Source organism: Sediminihabitans luteus (genome assembly GCF_002797595.1).
GTDB classification, from domain to species: Bacteria; Actinomycetota; Actinomycetes; order Actinomycetales; family Cellulomonadaceae; genus Paraoerskovia; species Paraoerskovia lutea.
The window spans coordinates 928,841-945,073 of the sequence record NZ_PGFE01000001.1 but is presented as its reverse complement, the minus strand read 5'-3'; the positions used below and the strand labels follow the sequence as shown (position 1 = coordinate 945,073).

Here is a 16,233-nt window from a genome sequence, read left to right as displayed (position 1 = left end):
CCCGGGAGGCGCTATTCTCCGGCCATGGACCCGTTCGCCGGCATCTTCGCCCTGATCGTGCTGGCCGCCTTCGGCGGTGCCATCGCCGTCAACCAGATCGCGCGCGTCCGGGCGCGCGAGCGCGGCGAGGCGCTCGCCGCGTGGGCGCTCGCCCGAGGGTGGCGCTCGCTCGACCAGGACCCGTACCTGCCGGGCCGGTGGGCCGGCACACCCTTCGGCGAGGGCGACGACAGGCGCGCGACCGACGTCGTGCGCGGCGTCCGCCACGGGTACTCGATCGTGTCGTTCACGTACCGGTGGACGACCGTCTCGACCACGAGCGACGGCGACGGCGGGCGGCGCACGTCGCGCACGAACCACCACGCGCACGTCGTCGCGCTCGACGTGCCGCCGAGCCTGCCGACGGTCGAGCTCACCCCGCAGGGGCTGGGCTCGCGCATCGCGACCTTCTTCGGCGGGCAGGACGTCGAGGTCGGCTGGCCGCCGTTCGACGACGCGTGGCGGGTGCGCACGAGCGACGAGCACCACGCGCGGTCGATCCTGGACGCCCGCGCGACGCAGCGGCTCGTGCAGCCCGACGTGCTCGGCCGGCCGGTCCGGCTCGAAGGGCACTCGCTGCTCACCTGGGTCTCGGGCCCGACCGACGTCGCGGGGCTCGACCACCGCGTCGACCAGGTCGCCGAGCTCGCGCAGGCGCTCGGGCTGCGGCCCGACGCGGTGCACGACGCCCCGCCGCCCGCCGCGCCGCGGGGCGGGATCCCCGGCCCCGCGTCGTCGGGCATGCCGGACTACGGCACCCCGGACGGCGGTACGCCCGACTACGGCACCACCGGGTACGGCATCTCCGGGCACGGCACGCCCGACTACGGCACCTCGGACTAGACGAGGTCGACGACTAGACGAGGTCGACGAGGTCCGCGACCGAGTCCTTGACCACGCTCGGTCGGAACGGGTACTTCTCGACCTCGCTGAGCCGCGTGGAACCGGTCAGCACGAGGTAGGTCAGCAGGCCGGCCTCGATGCCCGCGACCACGTCGGTGTCCATGCGGTCGCCCACCATCGCGGTCGACTCGGAGTGCGCGTCGATCCGGTTGAGCGCCGAGCGGAACATCATCGGGTTCGGCTTGCCGACGAAGTACGGCTTGCGGCCCGTCGCCGCGGTGATCATCGCGGCGACCGCGCCCGTCGCGGGCAGCGGACCCTCCTGCGACGGCCCGGTCGTGTCCGGGTTGGTGCAGATGAACCGGGCGCCGTCCTTGACCAGCCGCACGGCCTTGGTGATCGCCTCGAACGAGTACGTGCGGGTCTCGCCGAGCACCACGTAGTCGGGGCTCGACTCGGTCAGCGTGTACCCGGCCTCGTACAGGGCCGTCGTGAGCCCGGCCTCGCCGATCGCGTACGCCGACCCGCCCGGGATCTGGTCGTGCAGGAACTGCGCCGTGGCGAGCGCGGACGTCCAGATCGACTCCTCGGGCACGTCGATGCCCGAGGTGCGCAGGCGCGCGCGCAGGTCGCGCGGCGTGAAGATCGAGTTGTTCGTCAGGATCAGGAACGGGCGCTGCTTGTCGCGCAGCGCCCGGATGAACTCGGGCGCCCCGGGGATCGCGTGGCCCTCGTGGACGAGCACGCCGTCCATGTCCGTCAGCCAGCTCTCGATCACGCGCTCGGATTCGCTCATGTCCCGAGCCTAGTGCGGCCCGCCGTACGGGATCGACCACGCTGGTGGCCGTGGTCGCCGTGGTAGCCACGGACGGCATGATGGTCGCCATGGACGGGACGGCGGACGACGCGCACGACGACGCGCGTGAGGTGGGCGTCGGCCCGTGGCCGGGCGGCGAGGCGACGTGGCCGCGGACGGCGGACGGCGCCCCCGACCCCCGCTACGACCCCGAGCTGCTCGCGGGCGGAGACCGGCGCAACGTCGTCGACGCGTTCCGCTACCTCACGGTCGAGGCGATCGTCGCCGAGCTCGACACGCGCCGGCACCCGCTGCACGTCGCGATCGAGAACTGGGGGCACGACCTCAACATCGGCTCGGTCGTGCGGACCGCGAACGCGTTCAACGTCGCGGGCGTGCACGTCGTGGGCCGTCGCCGCTGGAACCGGCGCGGCGCGATGGTGACCGACCGCTACCTGCACGTGCACCACCATCCTGACGTGGACGCGCTGCTCGCGTGGGCCGCGGGGGAGTCGCTGCCCGTGCTGGGCGTCGACAACGTGCCCGGGTCGGTCCCGATCGAGGGCTTCGCGCTGCCGCGCGCGTGCGTGCTGCTGTTCGGGCAGGAGTCCGCGGGCCTGAGCCCCGAGGCGCTCGCGGCGAGCCGGGCGGTGCTGCACATCACGCAGTTCGGCTCGACGCGCTCGATCAACGCGGGAGCGGCCGCCGCCGTCGCGATGCACGCCTGGGCGACCCAGCAGGCGGACGTGCCGCGGTGACGGTCGATCCCCCCGACGCCGACGGAGGGGCGGCGGGCGATCCCCCTGACGCCGAGGGAGAGGTGGCGGGCGATCCCCCTGACGCCGAGATAGAACCGAGCGCGCGAGATAGAGGCCTCGGGGTTCTATCTCGGCCGCTCGGTTCTATCTCGGCGGGTGGCACCGGGGCGGGAGACGTGGCTGGGGCAGGCGACGAGGCCGAGGCGGGAGACGAGGGCGGGGGAGGCGGCGAGGCCGGGGCTGCGCGGGGTGCGGGACGGTGGCCCGCCTACAACGCCGCACAAGTCGGGCGTGGGCCGCGCGATCTCGTGCTGCGCGCGATCGCGCTGGGCCGCACGCCGACGCCTGGTGCGTTCGCGGTCGTTCCCTCGCCGAGCGGTGCTCGGCAGGCGATCGATCTCGGGTGCGGCGCAGGGGTCGAGACGTCGGCGCTGCTCGCCGCGGGGTACGACGTGCTCGCGATCGATCCCGCCCCGGGGACCGCGGAGCTGCTGGAAGGCCGCGCGCCGTCGTCCGACGGGGAACGGCCCGAGAGCGGGACGCCGCGGCTCGAGGTGCGGGTCGCCGGCTTCGAGGACCTCGGGCCGCTGCCCGACGCCGACCTCGTGCACGCGTCGTACTCCTTGCCGTACGCCCCGCCCGACGTGTTCGAGCAGGTCTGGGCCGCGGTGCGCGCGTGCCTGCGCCCCGGCGGGATCGTCGCGGTCGACCTCTTCGGTGACCGCGACGGGTGGGCGGGTGCGCCGGGCGAGACGTACCTGCGTCGCGCGGAGGTCGACGCGCTGCTCGACGGTCTCGAGGTGCTGTGGTCCGAGGAGGAGGACGCCGAGGGGCCGTGCTGGTCCGGGACCAAGCACTGGCACGTGTTCCACGTGATCGCCCGGGCGGTGCGTCCGTGACCTCGTGCAGTCACCGTGCCCTGCGATGCATCCACCGAGGTAGAAGCGAGCGCGCGAGATAGAGGCCTCGGGGTTCTACCTCGGGCGCTCGCTTCTATCTCGCGGGCCTGAGCCACGGGGCCCGAGCCACGGGGCCTGAGCCACGGGGCCCGAGCCACGGGGCCCGAGCCACGGGCCCGCGGCACAGGTCCGCGACGCGGGCCGGGCACCCGGCGTCCGACCAGTAGACGCTCGGAGCGTTCCCAGGTGGACGTGACAAGATGGGGACGACAACCGGGTGTGCTCGCCGCCGCGTCGACGCGCGGGACGTCGTCGCCCGTACCCCTCCCGTCGTTTGGAGCTCAGCAGATGCCTATCGCAACCCCCGAGGTCTACGCCGAGATGATCGACCGGGCGAAGGCAGGCAAGTTCGCCTACCCCGCCGTCAACATCACGTCGTCGCAGACCGTGACCGCCGCGCTCCAGGGCTTCGCCGAGGCCGAGTCCGACGGCATCATCCAGGTCTCCGTGGGTGGCGCCGAGTACGCGTCCGGCTCGACCGTCAAGGACCGTGTCGCCGGGTCGCTCGCGCTCGCCGCGTACGCCGCCGAGGTCGCCAAGGGCTACGGCATCACCGTCGCCCTGCACACCGACCACTGCGCCAAGCAGAACCTCGACTCGTGGGTCCGCCCGCTGCTCGCCCTCGAGGCCGAGCAGGTCAAGGCCGGCAAGCTCCCCACGTTCCAGTCGCACATGTGGGACGGCTCGTCCGTGCCGCTCGACGAGAACCTCGTGATCGCCGAGGAGCTCCTCGAGCTCTCGGTCGCCGCGCGCACCATCCTCGAGATCGAGGTCGGCGTCGTCGGTGGCGAGGAGGACGGCCACGAGGCCGAGATCAACGAGAAGCTCTACACCTCGGTCGAGGACGGCCTCGCGACGGTCAAGGCCCTCGGTGCGGGCGAGAAGGGCCGCTACCTGACGGCCCTGACGTTCGGCAACGTGCACGGCGTGTACAAGCCGGGTGCCGTCAAGCTGCGCCCGAGCCTCCTGCGCGAGATCCAGGACGGCGTCGGCCAGGCCATCGGCAAGGAGAACCCGTTCGACCTCGTGTTCCACGGCGGCTCGGGCTCGACGGCCGAGGAGATCTCCGAGGCGGTCGACAACGGCGTCATCAAGATGAACATCGACACGGACACGCAGTACGCGTTCTCGCGCCCGGTCGCCGGCCACTTCTTCAGCAACTACGACGGCGTCCTCAAGGTCGACGGCGAGGTGGGCAACAAGAAGGCCTACGACCCGCGCGCCTGGGGCAAGCTCGCCGAGGCCGGCATGGCCCAGCGCATCGTCGAGGCGTCGCAGCAGCTGCGCTCGGCCGGCAACAAGCTCTGACCCACGGTCCCCGGGCGTTCGCGCCCTGACCGGATGACGAGGGCCCCGGTCCGCCACCTGGCGGGCCGGGGCCCTCGTGCGTGCTGCGGGCGAGTCGGCGCCCGCCCAGCCCTGCGGCCTGCTCAGTCCTGCGGCTCGCGGCGACCGCGCTCGATCGGCACGGGCCCGCTGACCTCGAAGCCCGGGTCGTCGTCGGCGATCTCGAGGAGCTCGCCGATGCGGGTCACGTCGAGCAGGAACCGCACGGTCGGCGGTGCCCGCAGGATCCGCACGGGGTGCGCGCTGCGTGACGCGAGCCGAGCGAGGAACGCGACGCCCGAGGAGTCCATGAAGGTCACGTGGTGCGCGTCGATCTCGACGGGCAGTCCCGTGGCCTCGGCGTGCGCGGTGGCCTCGGTGAGCTCGCCCGCGAGGTCCGCGTCGACCTCGCCCGAGAGCACGATCCGGGCGCGTGCCGACCCCACGATCACGTGGACGCTCGCGGGGTCCCCCGCGGGTGCGGTCGGGGCGCTGGCGCCCTGGTCCGGGGCGCTGCCCGGCGTCGATGCACGTCCGTCGCGCACGATGCTCCCTTCCTGTCGCGGCCCGGGGGTTGCTCCGGGTCCCACAGGGAACCAATCTACGGTTGAATGACCGTTCGGGATAGCAACGCGCGCGGACGAGCTGACGACGGAGGACGACGTGGACGACGGATCACCCTCCGGGGCGGCGCAGGTGCCGACCCCCAGGAAGGGTCTGCCGTTGCCCATGCCGCGGCCCGGAGGCGGTGTCGGGGTGCCGCTCGAGGCGCGCGCGCACGCCATGTCGGCGTCGTCGGTCGCGATGTTCCTCACGGGCTCGCGGGCCGAGGGAATGCCGATCCTGTGGGTCAACGACGCGTTCGTCCGGGAGACGGGTTTCACCCTCGAGGACGTCGCGGGGCGGGGTCGCGGCCCCGAGGTGCTCGTCGGGCGCCTGGTCGAGTCGTTCGACGTCGACGCGATGCGCACGGCGGTCGCGCAGGGGCGCGGCTCGACCGAGATCTTCCACGCCCTGCGCGCCGACGGCACGCCCGCGTGGATCCAGCAGACGCTCGACCCGATCGCGGACCCGGACGGCGACGGCCCGCCCCGCTACTGGGTGGGCGTGCTGCTCGACGTGTCGTCGCACATGCGGCGCCAGGCCGAGCAGAGCGCGACGCTCGAGGTCGAGCGCCGCGCACGCACGGGCCTCGACGTGATCGCGCAGGTCTCGGACCTCCTGGCCGACCTCGAGTACCCGTTCGTGCTGCGCGAGATCGCGGAGCACGTGAGCGGTCCGGTCGTGGCGTGGGCGGGCTTCTACATGAACGACGGCGGGCTGCGGCACGCCGAGGGGATCGACGTCGCCGCCCCGCCCTCGGGTCGTGGGCGCCAGCACGAGTGGCGGCCCAGCACGCGCCCGGAGAACCCGCCGGCGACGGGCGAGATGGACGCGCTGGGCGACCCGGTGCGCCCGGGCGCGGTCTCGTCGGTGTCGATCGACGGCGCGGACGTCGACGACGCGGTGCAGATGCTCCTCGACGGCGCGGACGACCAGCCCGTGCACTTCGACCTCGACGGCGAGTACCAGCGCTCGTCGGCGTCCGCGTGGCTCGCCGCCGACCTGCGCGAGCGCCTGCCCGCGGGTCTCGGGGACCGTGACGTCTCGGTGCACCCCGTGCCGGGCCGACGCCGCGTGCTGGGCCTCCTCGTGGTCGTGGCCCGGGCCTCGGCCGCGGACGACGTCAACGTGCCCGCCGTCCTGGGCGTGACCGCGCGCCGCGCGGGCCTCGCGATCGACAACGCACGCCTCTACGCGCGCGAGCACCGGCTCGCGGAGACGCTGCAGCGCGCGATGCTGCCCGAGCAGGCGGACGTGCCGGGGCTCGACGTGTGGACGTACTACGCCCCGAACTCGGAGCACGCGCAGGTCGGGGGCGACTGGTACGACGTCCTGCAGATCACGCAGGACGTCGTCGGGATCGTGATCGGCGACGTCGTGGGTCACGACGTCGAGGCCGCCGCGGCGATGGGCCAGCTGCGGTCGGTCGTGCGCTCGTACGCGTACGAGCGCACGACGCCCGGCCCGGTGCTCGAGCGTGTGGACGCGCTCGTCGCGGGCATGCGCATCCCGCGCTCGGCGAGCCTCGTGTACGCGACGCTCGTGCGCTCGGCCGTGCCGCCCGAGGAGGACGTCGACGCCACGGGGCAGCGCTGGATCCTGGAGTACTCGCGGGCCGGGCACCTGCCGCCGCTGCTCGTGCGCGACGGCGAGGTGCGGCTGCTCGGCGAGGCGGGCGGCCCGCTCGTCGGGTTCGGCTCGCGGCCGCGGTCGACGGGCCGGGCCGACCTCGAGCCGGGCGACACGCTGCTGTTCTACACGGACGGCCTGATCGAGCGGCGCGACCGTGCGCTGCGCGTCGGGCTCGACGCGCTGGTCGAGACGTCCGCGGTGATCGAGGCGACCGACGCCGCGGGGATCGGCGAGGAGCTCCTGTCGCGCCTCGCCGAGGCGCCCGAGGACGACGTCGCGCTCGTCGTCGTGCGCGTGCCCGACCCGACGGGTACCGGCGGTTCGCCGGCCGCGAGCCCGCGCAGCCGCCGCTGGCTGCTGCCGAGCGAGGCCGCGTCGATCGGCCGCGCGCGTCACGCGGTGCAGCGCACGTGCGCCGCGTGGGAGCTCCCCGACGTCGCGAACGCCGAGCTCGTGGTCTCGGAGCTCGTCGCCAACGGCGTGCTGCACGGGTGGGGGCACATCGCGCTGCGGCTGTTCGAGACGGGCGAGGGCCTGCGCATCGAGGTCGAGGACTCCAACCCGGCGCCGCCGGTCACGACCGACGGGCACGCCAACCGTGCGGGCGGGTTCGGGATGCAGATCGTGGAGCGGCTCGCGGAGTGGGGGTGGCGTCCCTCGCGCGCGGGCAAGGTCGTGTGGGCCAAGCTGCGTCCGGCCCCGGAACGCACGCCGGTCGCGACCGACGCGACGCCGGTCGGCTGACGCGCCTCAGCCTGCGGGCGGGGACGCGAGCCGCCGCGCGTGCTGCACGGCCGCGTCGAGCGACTGCGTGATCCCGGGGCGCGCGGCGAACACGTTCGCGGTCCCGACGCCCCGGCCGACGCCGGTCCGCTCGAGCTTGGCCGCGAGCCGTGGCTGCACCCCGGCGAGCACGAGCGTCGCGTGCTCCTGGGCGAGCGCGTGCCGGTATGCGTCGAGCGCCCGCAGGCCCGTCATGTTCATGTCGGGCACCGCGTGCAGGCGCAGCACCACGACCGCGCCGCGCGCACCCCGCGGGTCCGGCAGCAGCCCGGCGAGACGCGGGAACTCGGCGAAGAAGCTCCACCCGCGCAGGCCGAGCACGACGACCTCGCCCGGCCGGACGACGTCCGGCACGGGGCCCTCCTGCCAGTAGCCGTCGTCGCCGCGCACGAGCCCGTCGACGCGGCCCGCGCGCGACGACGACGCGACGAAGACCGCGATCGAGAGGCCGGCGCCGAGGAAGATCGTCCACTGCAGCGGGACGAACAGCGCCGAGACGAAGGTCAGCGCACCGGCGGCGAACGACACGTACGACGTCTCGAAGGCCATGCGCACGTACGCGACGCGGCCCAGCACGAGCTCGCCCGCGATGACGAACAGCAGCCCGGCGATCACGGCGAGCGGCACGCGCTCGGCGAGGCTGCCGAGCAGCACGAGCAGCGCCGCGAGCCAGACCGCCGCGAGCACGCCGCCCCAGCGCGACCGGGCGCCGCCGCTGACGGAGATGCCCGTGCGCGAGAGCGACCCGCCCGTGGGCATCGACTGGAAGAAGCTGCCCGCGAGGTTCCCGAGGCCCTGCCCGAGGAAGTCGCGGCTCGGCGGGGCGGGCGAGCCGTCCGGGTTCGGGTAGGCGGTGCTGATGCCGGCGCCCTGCACGAGCGCGACGAGCGCGACCGAGACGGCACCGAGCGCGAGCGTCGGCACGAGGTCGAACGCGGGCGCCTCCGGCCCGGGCAGCCCGCGCGGGATGCTCGCGATGTCGCCCACGGTCGCGACCGAACCCAGGTCGGCCAGCGCGACGACGACCGTCATGACGACGAGCACGAGCACGGGGGCGAGCTTGGCGGTCAGCGAGAAGCGCTTGCCCACGATCACGAGCGCGAGGCTCGCGACGGCGACGAGCGTGGTCGGCAGGTCCCACGAGCCGACGTGCGTCAACCAGTCCCACGTCTGCGTGAGCTTGTTGCCGCCCTCGGGCTCGTAGCCCGAGAAGTCGCCCAGCTCGCCGAGGATGATCAGCACCGACGCGCCCGCGACGAACCCCGTCATGACGGAGCTCGACACGAAGTTCACGAGGCTGCCGAGCCGCAGCACCCCCAGCAGGAACATGACCGCGCCGGTCAGGAGGGTGACCGTGAACAGCGCCCCGGGCATCTGGGCGTCGGTGATCGCGGCCGCGCTCAGGACGCTCCCGGTCGAGAGCGCGATCGCGCTCGTGAGGGTCGAGATCATGAGCACCGAGCCGGTCGTGAGCGCGGCGACGAGCGTCGCGACGATCCCCGAGTAGAGCCCGTAGACGGGGTCGACGCCCGCGAGCTGCGCGTACGCCATGCCCTCGGGGATCGAGAACACCCCCGTCGCGAAGCCTGCCGCGACGCCCGAGCGCAGCGAGTCGCGGCGCGAGGGCGACGAGTATGGGCGTGCAGGAGGGGAGGTCGTCACGACGGCCAGGCTAGCGACGTGCGCGCGTGCGCGCCGGGGGAGCGGGCACGCGCCGACGCCCGCCTCCGACGGGTCGTACGCCGGCCGCGCGCCCCGGCGCGGGCGCCCCTACGCTGTGGATCGCCGCGTGGGGAGGCCGCGTCGGCGCCGTCGAGCAAGGAGACAGACCGTGCCAGGAACGCGCGTCACACTCGAGAGCTTCGCGCACGCGGAGACGTCGTCCTACCTCCTCAAGCAGCTCGAGAAGGCTCCCGTCAACGAGTACTTCCACAACCGGGTCCCCGTGGACGTCGAGAACCAGGTCATCATCCGGTCCAACGTGGACCTCATCTACTCGTACGCCGTGGTCGACGTGACCGACGAGGCGACGTTCTCGGTCGCGCCGTCCGCCGAGTACCAGGTGGACCAGATCATCGACGAGAACCACTACGTCGTGGGCGTGGTCTACCCGGGAGAGACCCTGACCGTGCGCAACGACGACCTCTCGACGGGCACGCACGTGTACGTCCTCGGCCGTACCGCGATCACGGGCGGGGTCGAGCGCGCGCACGAGCTGCAGGACGCCCGCCGCATCACCGCGGCGACCTCGAACGCGTACGTCGCGCCCGAGTACGACCAGGACAGCCTCGTCGCGATGCGCGCCGAGATCGAGTCGCGCGCCGCCGAGGCGGACTTCTCGCGGGGCTTCGGCACCCCCGCGTCGACCGACCCCGTGAACCATGCGCTCGCCGCCGAGCTCGGGTGGGGAGGGCTGCCTCCCGAGCACGCGCAGTACTTCCAGGCCCTGGCGACCGGGACCGGCTGCGACCTGTGGACGTTCGACGTGCCGCCCCTCGACTACGCCAACAACGGCTACTTCTCCGTGATCAAGTACACCGACTCGGGCTGGCTCGACGTCGCCCGGCCGGGGTTGTCCGACACCGAGATCGTGCGCGACGACGACGGGCGGATCACGATCTGCTTCGGCGACGGCCGGTGCGACCACCCCAACACGATCGAGACCCAGGAGGGGCAGCGCTTCTTCCACGGGATGCGCATGTACCGGCCGCTCGACGTCGAGGAGACCAAGGCCTACATCGAGCGACTGCGCGCCACGCCCCCGCGCCCGGCCTGACCGCAAGGCCGGCGGCGTCCGACCCGGGTCGGACTCCGCCGGGGGTAGCCGTCAGTCGGCCGAGGAGTCCGTGCGCGTGGACGTGGGTGCGCAGCGGTGCTCGGAGTCGACCCGGAACAGCTCGAGCGCCCCGCACACCTCGAGAACGAACAGGTCGCGGTCGTCGCAGCCGCGCAGCACGGTCGCGCCGCCGCGCTTGCGGCCCGAGTCGGCGAGCGAGATGAGGAACGCCGCGCCGGTCGAGTCCATGAACGTCACGCGGCACATGTCGATCACGAGGAGCTGGCGGCGCAGGCCGACCACGCGGGCCGCGATCTCGGGGAACTGGTCCCGCTCGGCGAGGTCGAGATCACCGGCGATCACGAGCGTGGTCGTGGCCGGCGACGTCGCGATCTCGATCATGCACCGAACTGTAGACAGTCGGGGTGGTGCCCGCACACGGTGGTGGCCCGTGCGGGTGTGACGCCCGTCGCCTGCGAGGATGGGGGCATGACGTCGACCCCCGCACCCCGGCCCGCCCACCCCGCGCAGAACCTCCTCGGCGGTCCCGCACCGACGCTCCTGCCCGACACCCACCCGGACGTCGCGGCCCGGGCCGCGCTCGCCGCCGGGGAGGCGCTCGACGCCGTCACACGCACGCACCCCGCGTCGTCCTACGTGTGGGCGGTGCTCGCCGAGATCGCGCTCGACGGCGACGACCCGGTCGCGGCCTACGCGTACGCGCGCGCCGGGTACCACCGCGGGCTCGACGCGCTGCGCCGTGCGGGCTGGCGGGGCCAGGGGCCGATCCCGGCAGACCACGCCGCCAACCAGGGGTTCCTGCGGGCGCTCCTCGCGCTCGCGGACGCCGCCGAGGAGATCGGCGAGGACGACGAGGCGGCACGCTGCACACAGTTCCTCGTCGACTCGGGCACCTCGGCCGACGAGGTGCGCACGCTGCGCTGACCCCGCCCGGCGTCGTCCGGCACGCGGAACCCCGGCGGAACCCTCGGCGGCGCACCGGCGGCGGCAACGCGCCCTCGGGTCAAAGACTTGTAAACTCGTGCAGGTTCGTCGGGCGCTCGGCCCGCGAGCCCGCGGGCCTCGGGCCCGGAATCTCGGCAACCGGAAGTAGGGATCGCATGCCAGCCGTCGTGCTCGTCGGGGCGCAGTGGGGTGACGAGGGCAAGGGGAAGGCGACCGACCTCCTCGGCTCGCGCGTCGACTACGTGGTGAAGTTCAACGGCGGCAACAACGCCGGCCACACGGTCGTCATCGGCGACGAGAAGTACGCGCTGCACCTGCTGCCGTCCGGGATCCTGTCTCCCGGCGTCACGCCCGTGATCTCCAACGGCGTGGTCGTCGACATCGACGTGCTCTTCGAGGAGCTCGACGCGCTCATCGCGCGCGACGTCGACGTCTCGAAGCTGCTCATCTCGCAGGGCGCGCACGTCATCGCCGGCTACCACCGCACGATCGACAAGGTCTCGGAGCGGTTCCTCGGCAAGCGCCGCATCGGCACCACGGGCCGGGGCATCGGGCCCGCCTACGCGGACAAGATCAACCGCGTCGGCCTGCGCATCGCCGACCTGTTCGACGAGAAGATCCTCGCCGAGAAGATCGAGGGCGCGCTCGACCAGAAGAACCACCTGCTGGTCAAGGTCTACAACCGCCGCGCGATCACGGTGCAGGAGACGCTCGACGAGCTGCTCGCCAACGCCGAACGCCTCAAGCCGATGGTCACCGACACCGGCCTCGTGCTCAACAAGGCGCTCGACGACGACAAGACGGTCCTGTTCGAGGGCGGTCAGGCGACCATGCTCGACGTCGACCACGGCACCTACCCGTTCGTGACGTCGTCCAACGCGACCGCGGGCGGCGCCGTGACGGGCTCGGGCATCGGGCCGACGCGCGTCGACTCCGTGATCGGCGTCATCAAGGCGTACACGACGCGCGTGGGCGAGGGGCCGTTCCCGACCGAGCTGTTCGACGACAAGGGCGAGTACCTGCGCAAGACCGGCGCGGAGTTCGGCGTCACGACCGGCCGCGCGCGCCGCTGCGGCTGGTACGACGCCGTGATCGCGCGGTACTCCTCGCGCGTCAACGGGCTCACGGACATCGTGCTGACCAAGCTCGACGTGCTCACCGGCATGGAGAAGGTGCCCGTGTGCGTCGCGTACGACGTCGACGGCGTGCGTCACGACGAGATGCCGATCGACCAGACCGCGTTCCACCACGCGAAGCCGATCTACGAGGAGCTCGACGGCTGGTGGGAGGACATCTCCGCCTGCCGCACGTTCGAGGACCTGCCGGTCAACGCGCAGCGCTACGTGCGCGCGCTCGAGGAGATGTCGGGCACCCGCGTCTCGGCGATCGGCGTGGGCCCGCGTCGCGACGAGATCATCCCGATCCACGACCTCATCCACGGTCGCTGACGCGTCCGGGCGTCCCACACTGTGGGGTGCCCGGACCCGTCGGGAGGCCGCGTTGGTACGTTCCTTCCCATGAGGCCAACGACGTCGACCCCCGCCCGCCGCGCGACCCTCGCCCTGATCGTCGTCGGCCTGGCCGCAGGGCTCGGCGGGTGCTCGGTCTCGGTCAACAAGACCGTCTCGGGGAGCACCGTCGCGAACCTCGCCGAGGACACGTTCGAGGAGCAGATCGGGCAGCGTCCCGAGGTCGAGTGCCCCGAGTCGCTCGCGCTCACGATCGACGAGACCATGCGGTGCACGCTCACCGACCCGTCGTCGGGCACCGAGTACGGCATGACGGTGCTCGTCCAGGACGATGCCGCGGACGGGTCGGGCCTGCACTTCCAGGTCGACGACGAGGCCAAGGGCGCAGGGACGACCGACGACGCGGCCGACGACGCGGACGCCGACGCAGGCTCGCCGACGCTCTCGGCCGGGGCGGTCGAGGCGTCCGCCGCCGACGCGCTCGAGAAGAGCGTGGGCGTGCGCCCCGAGGTCGAGTGCCCGAGCGCGATCGTGCTCGAGGCCGGCCAGACCCTGCGCTGCACGGTCACCGACCCGAACACCGAGACGCGGTTCGGCATGACGACGACCGTCGACGAGCCCGCCGCGGACGGTTCCGGCCTCTCGTTCCAGGTCGACGACGTCCCCCTGGACTGAGACGTCCCCCTGGACTGAGACGGCCCCGGACCGAGACGGCCCCTGGACTGAGACGTCCCAGGGGCTGGCGGACGCTCGCCGGTAGACTCGCCTCCCGTGAAGATCCTCGTCGTCGGAACCGGTGCCCGAGAGCACGCCATCGTCCACGCCCTCGCGCACGAGGCCGCGCTCGCGGGCGGTGAGACGCACGAGCTGCACGCCGCACCCGGGAACCCGGGCATCGCGGCGCTCGCGGAGCTGCACGCGGTCGACGCCCTCGACGGCGCCGCGGTCGCGGCGCTCGCGACCTCGCTGGGCGTCGAGCTCGTCGTGGTCGGCCCCGAGGCCCCGCTCGTCGCAGGCGTGGCCGACGCGGTGCGCGCGGCCGGGATCCCCTGCTTCGGCCCGAGCGCCGAGGCCGCGCGCCTCGAGGGGTCGAAGGCCTTCGCCAAGGACGTCATGGCCGCCGCGTCGGTGCCGACCGCGCTCGCGCACGTGTGCACCGACGTCGCGCAGGTCGCCGAGGCGCTCGACGCGTTCGGCGCCCCGTACGTCGTCAAGGACGACGGCCTCGCCGCCGGCAAGGGCGTCGTCGTGACGTCGGACCGTGACGAGGCGCTCGCGCACGCCGCAGCGTGCTTCGAGGCGCGCGGCACCGACGGCCGCGTCGTGATCGAGGAGTTCCTCGACGGGCCCGAGGTCTCGCTGTTCTGCATCTGCGACGGGACGACGGTCGTGCCGCTCGCGCCCGCCCAGGACTTCAAGCGCGTGGGCGACGACGACGCCGGGCCCAACACGGGCGGCATGGGCGCGTACAGCCCGCTGACGTGGGCGCCCGAGGGGCTCACCGAGGAGGTCGTGACGCGCATCGCGCAGCCCACGGTCGACGAGATGGCGCGTCGCGGCACGCCGTTCCAGGGCGTGCTCTACGTGGGCCTCGCGCTGACGAGCCGCGGCACCCGTGTGGTCGAGTTCAACGCGCGGTTCGGCGACCCGGAGACGCAGGTCGTGCTCGCCCGGCTGCAGACCCCGCTCTCGGCGGTGCTGCTCGCGGCGGCGCGCGGCGAGCTCGCCGACCAGCCGCGGCTGCGGTGGTCCGACGGCACCGCGGTGACCGTCGTCGTCGCCTCGCACGGCTACCCCGAGTCCCCCCGCACGGGCGACGCGATCACCGGGATCGACGCGGCCGAGGCCCTCGACGCCGTGCACGTGCTGCACGCCGGCACGTCGACCGCGGACGGCGGCGCGCTCGTGAGCGCGGGCGGCCGGGTCCTGTCCGTGGTCGGGCAGGGCGCCGACCTCGACGCCGCGCGCGAGCGCGCGTACGCGGGCGTCGCGCAGATCGCGCTCGACGGCTCGCACCACCGCACCGACATCGCCGCGAAGGCCGCGGCCGGTCAGGTCGTGGCCCTGTGAGCGCGGACGCCGTGCGCGGCCTCGACACCGCGTCGCTCGACCTGCCCGGGTGGCGGCACGTCTACTCGGGCAAGGTCCGTGACCTGTACGAGCCCGACCTCCCGGCGCTCGGTGGCGCGCACCCGCTCGGCGACGTCGTGCTCGTCGTCGCGAGCGACCGCGTCTCGGCGTACGACCACGTGCTGAGCCCCGGGATCCCCGACAAGGGCACGGTCCTGACGCAGCTGAGCCTGTGGTGGTTCGAGCAGCTCGCGGACCTCGTGCCGAACCACGTCGTGTCGACCGAGGTCTCGGCCGAGCCGGGCGACGGCCTCGTGCCCGACGTCGTCGCCGGCCGGGCGATGGTGTGCCGGCGGCTGCAGATGTTCCCGGTCGAGTGCGTCGTGCGCGGCTACCTCACGGGCTCGGGCCTGGTCGAGTACCGCGCGGGGCAGAACGTGTGCGGCGTCCCGCTGCCCGCGGGGCTCGTGGACGGCTCGCGGCTCCCGGAGCCGATCTTCACGCCCGCGACCAAGGCCGAGATCGGCGACCACGACGAGAACGTGACGTTCGATCAGGTCGCCGCGACGATCGGCGACGAGGCGGCCACGCGCCTGCGCGACCTCACGCTCGCGGTGTACGCGCGGGCCGAGTCGATCGCGCGCGAGCGCGGCGTGATCCTCGCCGACACCAAGCTCGAGTTCGGGATCGACCCCGAGTCGGGGGCGGTCGTCCTCGGCGACGAGGTGCTCACGCCCGACTCCTCGCGCTTCTGGCCCGCCGACCAGTGGGAGCCGGGGCACGCGCAGCCGAGCTTCGACAAGCAGTTCGTGCGGGACTGGCTCACGTCCGCGGAGTCGGGCTGGGACAAGGCGTCCGACGTCGCACCGCCCGCGCTGCCCGGGACCGTGGTCGAGCGCACGCGCGACCGCTATCTCGAGGCGTACGAGCGGCTCACGGGGTCGGCGCTGCACTGACGGACCTGCGGCGCCGCGCGGCGTCCGCCCGGCTGCGGCGTCCGCCCGGCTGCGGCGTCCGCCCGGCTGCGGCGTCCGCCCGGCTGCGGCGTCCGCCCGGCTGCGCTGACGGACCTGCTGTGCCGACGGAACCCGCTGCGACGGGCCCGCACGCGTGGACCTGCGGGAGCGAGCGCCAGGGGGTGCGCCCGCTCCCGCAGTAGATCGGCGACGACGTCAGGGGGAAGGGCGTCGCTCGAACATGTGTTCGAGCATAG

Annotated in this window: 15 protein-coding genes; 11 read left to right on the top strand and 4 right to left on the bottom strand. The window is 73.5% G+C overall.

All coding sequences use genetic code 11. The features are described from left to right. Nucleotides 1-24 precede the first annotated feature (24 nt). Nucleotides 25-882, top strand: a complete 858-nt coding sequence (locus tag CLV28_RS04380) for a type III secretion system chaperone family protein (RefSeq protein WP_100421998.1) — start codon at nucleotides 25-27, stop codon at nucleotides 880-882. A gap of 13 nt (nucleotides 883-895) precedes the next feature. Here CLV28_RS04380 and CLV28_RS04375 read toward each other — a convergent pair whose 3' ends face one another. Beyond that, a complete protein-coding gene (locus CLV28_RS04375) occupies nucleotides 896-1,678 on the bottom strand; it encodes an HAD-IIA family hydrolase (RefSeq protein ID WP_100421997.1) in 783 nt (260 codons plus the stop codon). 89 nt (nucleotides 1,679-1,767) lie between these two features. On the opposite strand from CLV28_RS04375, the gene CLV28_RS04370 reads away from it, so the two are divergent. The 3 genes from CLV28_RS04370 (at nucleotide 1,768) to fbaA (ending at nucleotide 4,703) form a co-directional block, all read left to right on the top strand. Next, on the top strand, nucleotides 1,768-2,436 hold the full coding sequence (locus CLV28_RS04370) for a TrmH family RNA methyltransferase (RefSeq protein WP_100422403.1): 669 nt from the start codon (nucleotides 1,768-1,770) through the stop codon (nucleotides 2,434-2,436). Nucleotides 2,437-2,612: 176 nt separating this feature from the next. Next, on the top strand, nucleotides 2,613-3,335 hold the full coding sequence (locus CLV28_RS04365; protein WP_100421996.1) for a class I SAM-dependent methyltransferase: 723 nt from the start codon (nucleotides 2,613-2,615) through the stop codon (nucleotides 3,333-3,335). Between the two features lie 348 nt (nucleotides 3,336-3,683). Next, nucleotides 3,684-4,703, top strand: coding sequence for a class II fructose-bisphosphate aldolase (fbaA, locus tag CLV28_RS04360; protein WP_100421995.1), 1,020 nt, complete (start codon nucleotides 3,684-3,686; stop codon nucleotides 4,701-4,703). 122 nt (nucleotides 4,704-4,825) lie between these two features. Here fbaA and CLV28_RS04355 read toward each other — a convergent pair whose 3' ends face one another. Further along, on the bottom strand, nucleotides 4,826-5,266 hold the full coding sequence (locus CLV28_RS04355) for an STAS domain-containing protein (RefSeq protein ID WP_100421994.1): 441 nt from the start codon (nucleotides 5,264-5,266) through the stop codon (nucleotides 4,826-4,828). Nucleotides 5,267-5,450: 184 nt separating this feature from the next. Between CLV28_RS04355 and CLV28_RS04350 the strand changes: the two genes are divergently transcribed. Beyond that, nucleotides 5,451-7,700, top strand: coding sequence for an ATP-binding SpoIIE family protein phosphatase (locus CLV28_RS04350; protein WP_100421993.1), 2,250 nt, complete (start codon nucleotides 5,451-5,453; stop codon nucleotides 7,698-7,700). A gap of 6 nt (nucleotides 7,701-7,706) precedes the next feature. Here the strand turns inward: CLV28_RS04350 and CLV28_RS04345 are convergent, their stop codons facing one another. Further along, nucleotides 7,707-9,401 (bottom strand): SulP family inorganic anion transporter, encoded by a 1,695-nt coding sequence (locus tag CLV28_RS04345; RefSeq protein WP_100421992.1) that lies wholly within the window; start codon nucleotides 9,399-9,401, stop codon nucleotides 7,707-7,709. A gap of 169 nt (nucleotides 9,402-9,570) precedes the next feature. On the opposite strand from CLV28_RS04345, the gene CLV28_RS04340 reads away from it, so the two are divergent. Then, nucleotides 9,571-10,515 (top strand): DUF1254 domain-containing protein, encoded by a 945-nt coding sequence (locus CLV28_RS04340; protein WP_100421991.1) that lies wholly within the window; start codon nucleotides 9,571-9,573, stop codon nucleotides 10,513-10,515. A gap of 51 nt (nucleotides 10,516-10,566) precedes the next feature. Here CLV28_RS04340 and CLV28_RS04335 read toward each other — a convergent pair whose 3' ends face one another. Continuing rightward, nucleotides 10,567-10,917, bottom strand: a complete 351-nt coding sequence (locus CLV28_RS04335; protein ID WP_100421990.1) for an STAS domain-containing protein — start codon at nucleotides 10,915-10,917, stop codon at nucleotides 10,567-10,569. 87 nt (nucleotides 10,918-11,004) lie between these two features. Between CLV28_RS04335 and CLV28_RS04330 the strand changes: the two genes are divergently transcribed. The 5 genes from CLV28_RS04330 (at nucleotide 11,005) to CLV28_RS04310 (ending at nucleotide 15,976) form a co-directional block, all read left to right on the top strand. Next, nucleotides 11,005-11,460: a DUF3151 family protein gene (locus CLV28_RS04330; protein ID WP_100421989.1), complete on the top strand. Its 456-nt coding sequence runs from the start codon at nucleotides 11,005-11,007 to the stop codon at nucleotides 11,458-11,460. 176 nt (nucleotides 11,461-11,636) lie between these two features. Continuing rightward, a complete protein-coding gene (locus CLV28_RS04325; RefSeq protein ID WP_100421988.1) occupies nucleotides 11,637-12,929 on the top strand; it encodes an adenylosuccinate synthase in 1,293 nt (430 codons plus the stop codon). Between the two features lie 69 nt (nucleotides 12,930-12,998). Beyond that, on the top strand, nucleotides 12,999-13,625 hold the full coding sequence (locus CLV28_RS04320; RefSeq protein ID WP_100421987.1) for a DUF4333 domain-containing protein: 627 nt from the start codon (nucleotides 12,999-13,001) through the stop codon (nucleotides 13,623-13,625). Nucleotides 13,626-13,721: 96 nt separating this feature from the next. Further along, complete coding sequence (gene purD, locus CLV28_RS04315) at nucleotides 13,722-15,020, top strand: phosphoribosylamine--glycine ligase (RefSeq protein ID WP_100421986.1); 1,299 nt, start codon at nucleotides 13,722-13,724, stop codon at nucleotides 15,018-15,020. Beyond that, on the top strand, nucleotides 15,017-15,976 hold the full coding sequence (locus CLV28_RS04310; protein ID WP_100421985.1) for a phosphoribosylaminoimidazolesuccinocarboxamide synthase: 960 nt from the start codon (nucleotides 15,017-15,019) through the stop codon (nucleotides 15,974-15,976). Before purD ends, CLV28_RS04310 begins: the two co-directional genes overlap by 4 nt. The last annotated feature ends 257 nt before the right edge of the window (nucleotides 15,977-16,233 follow it).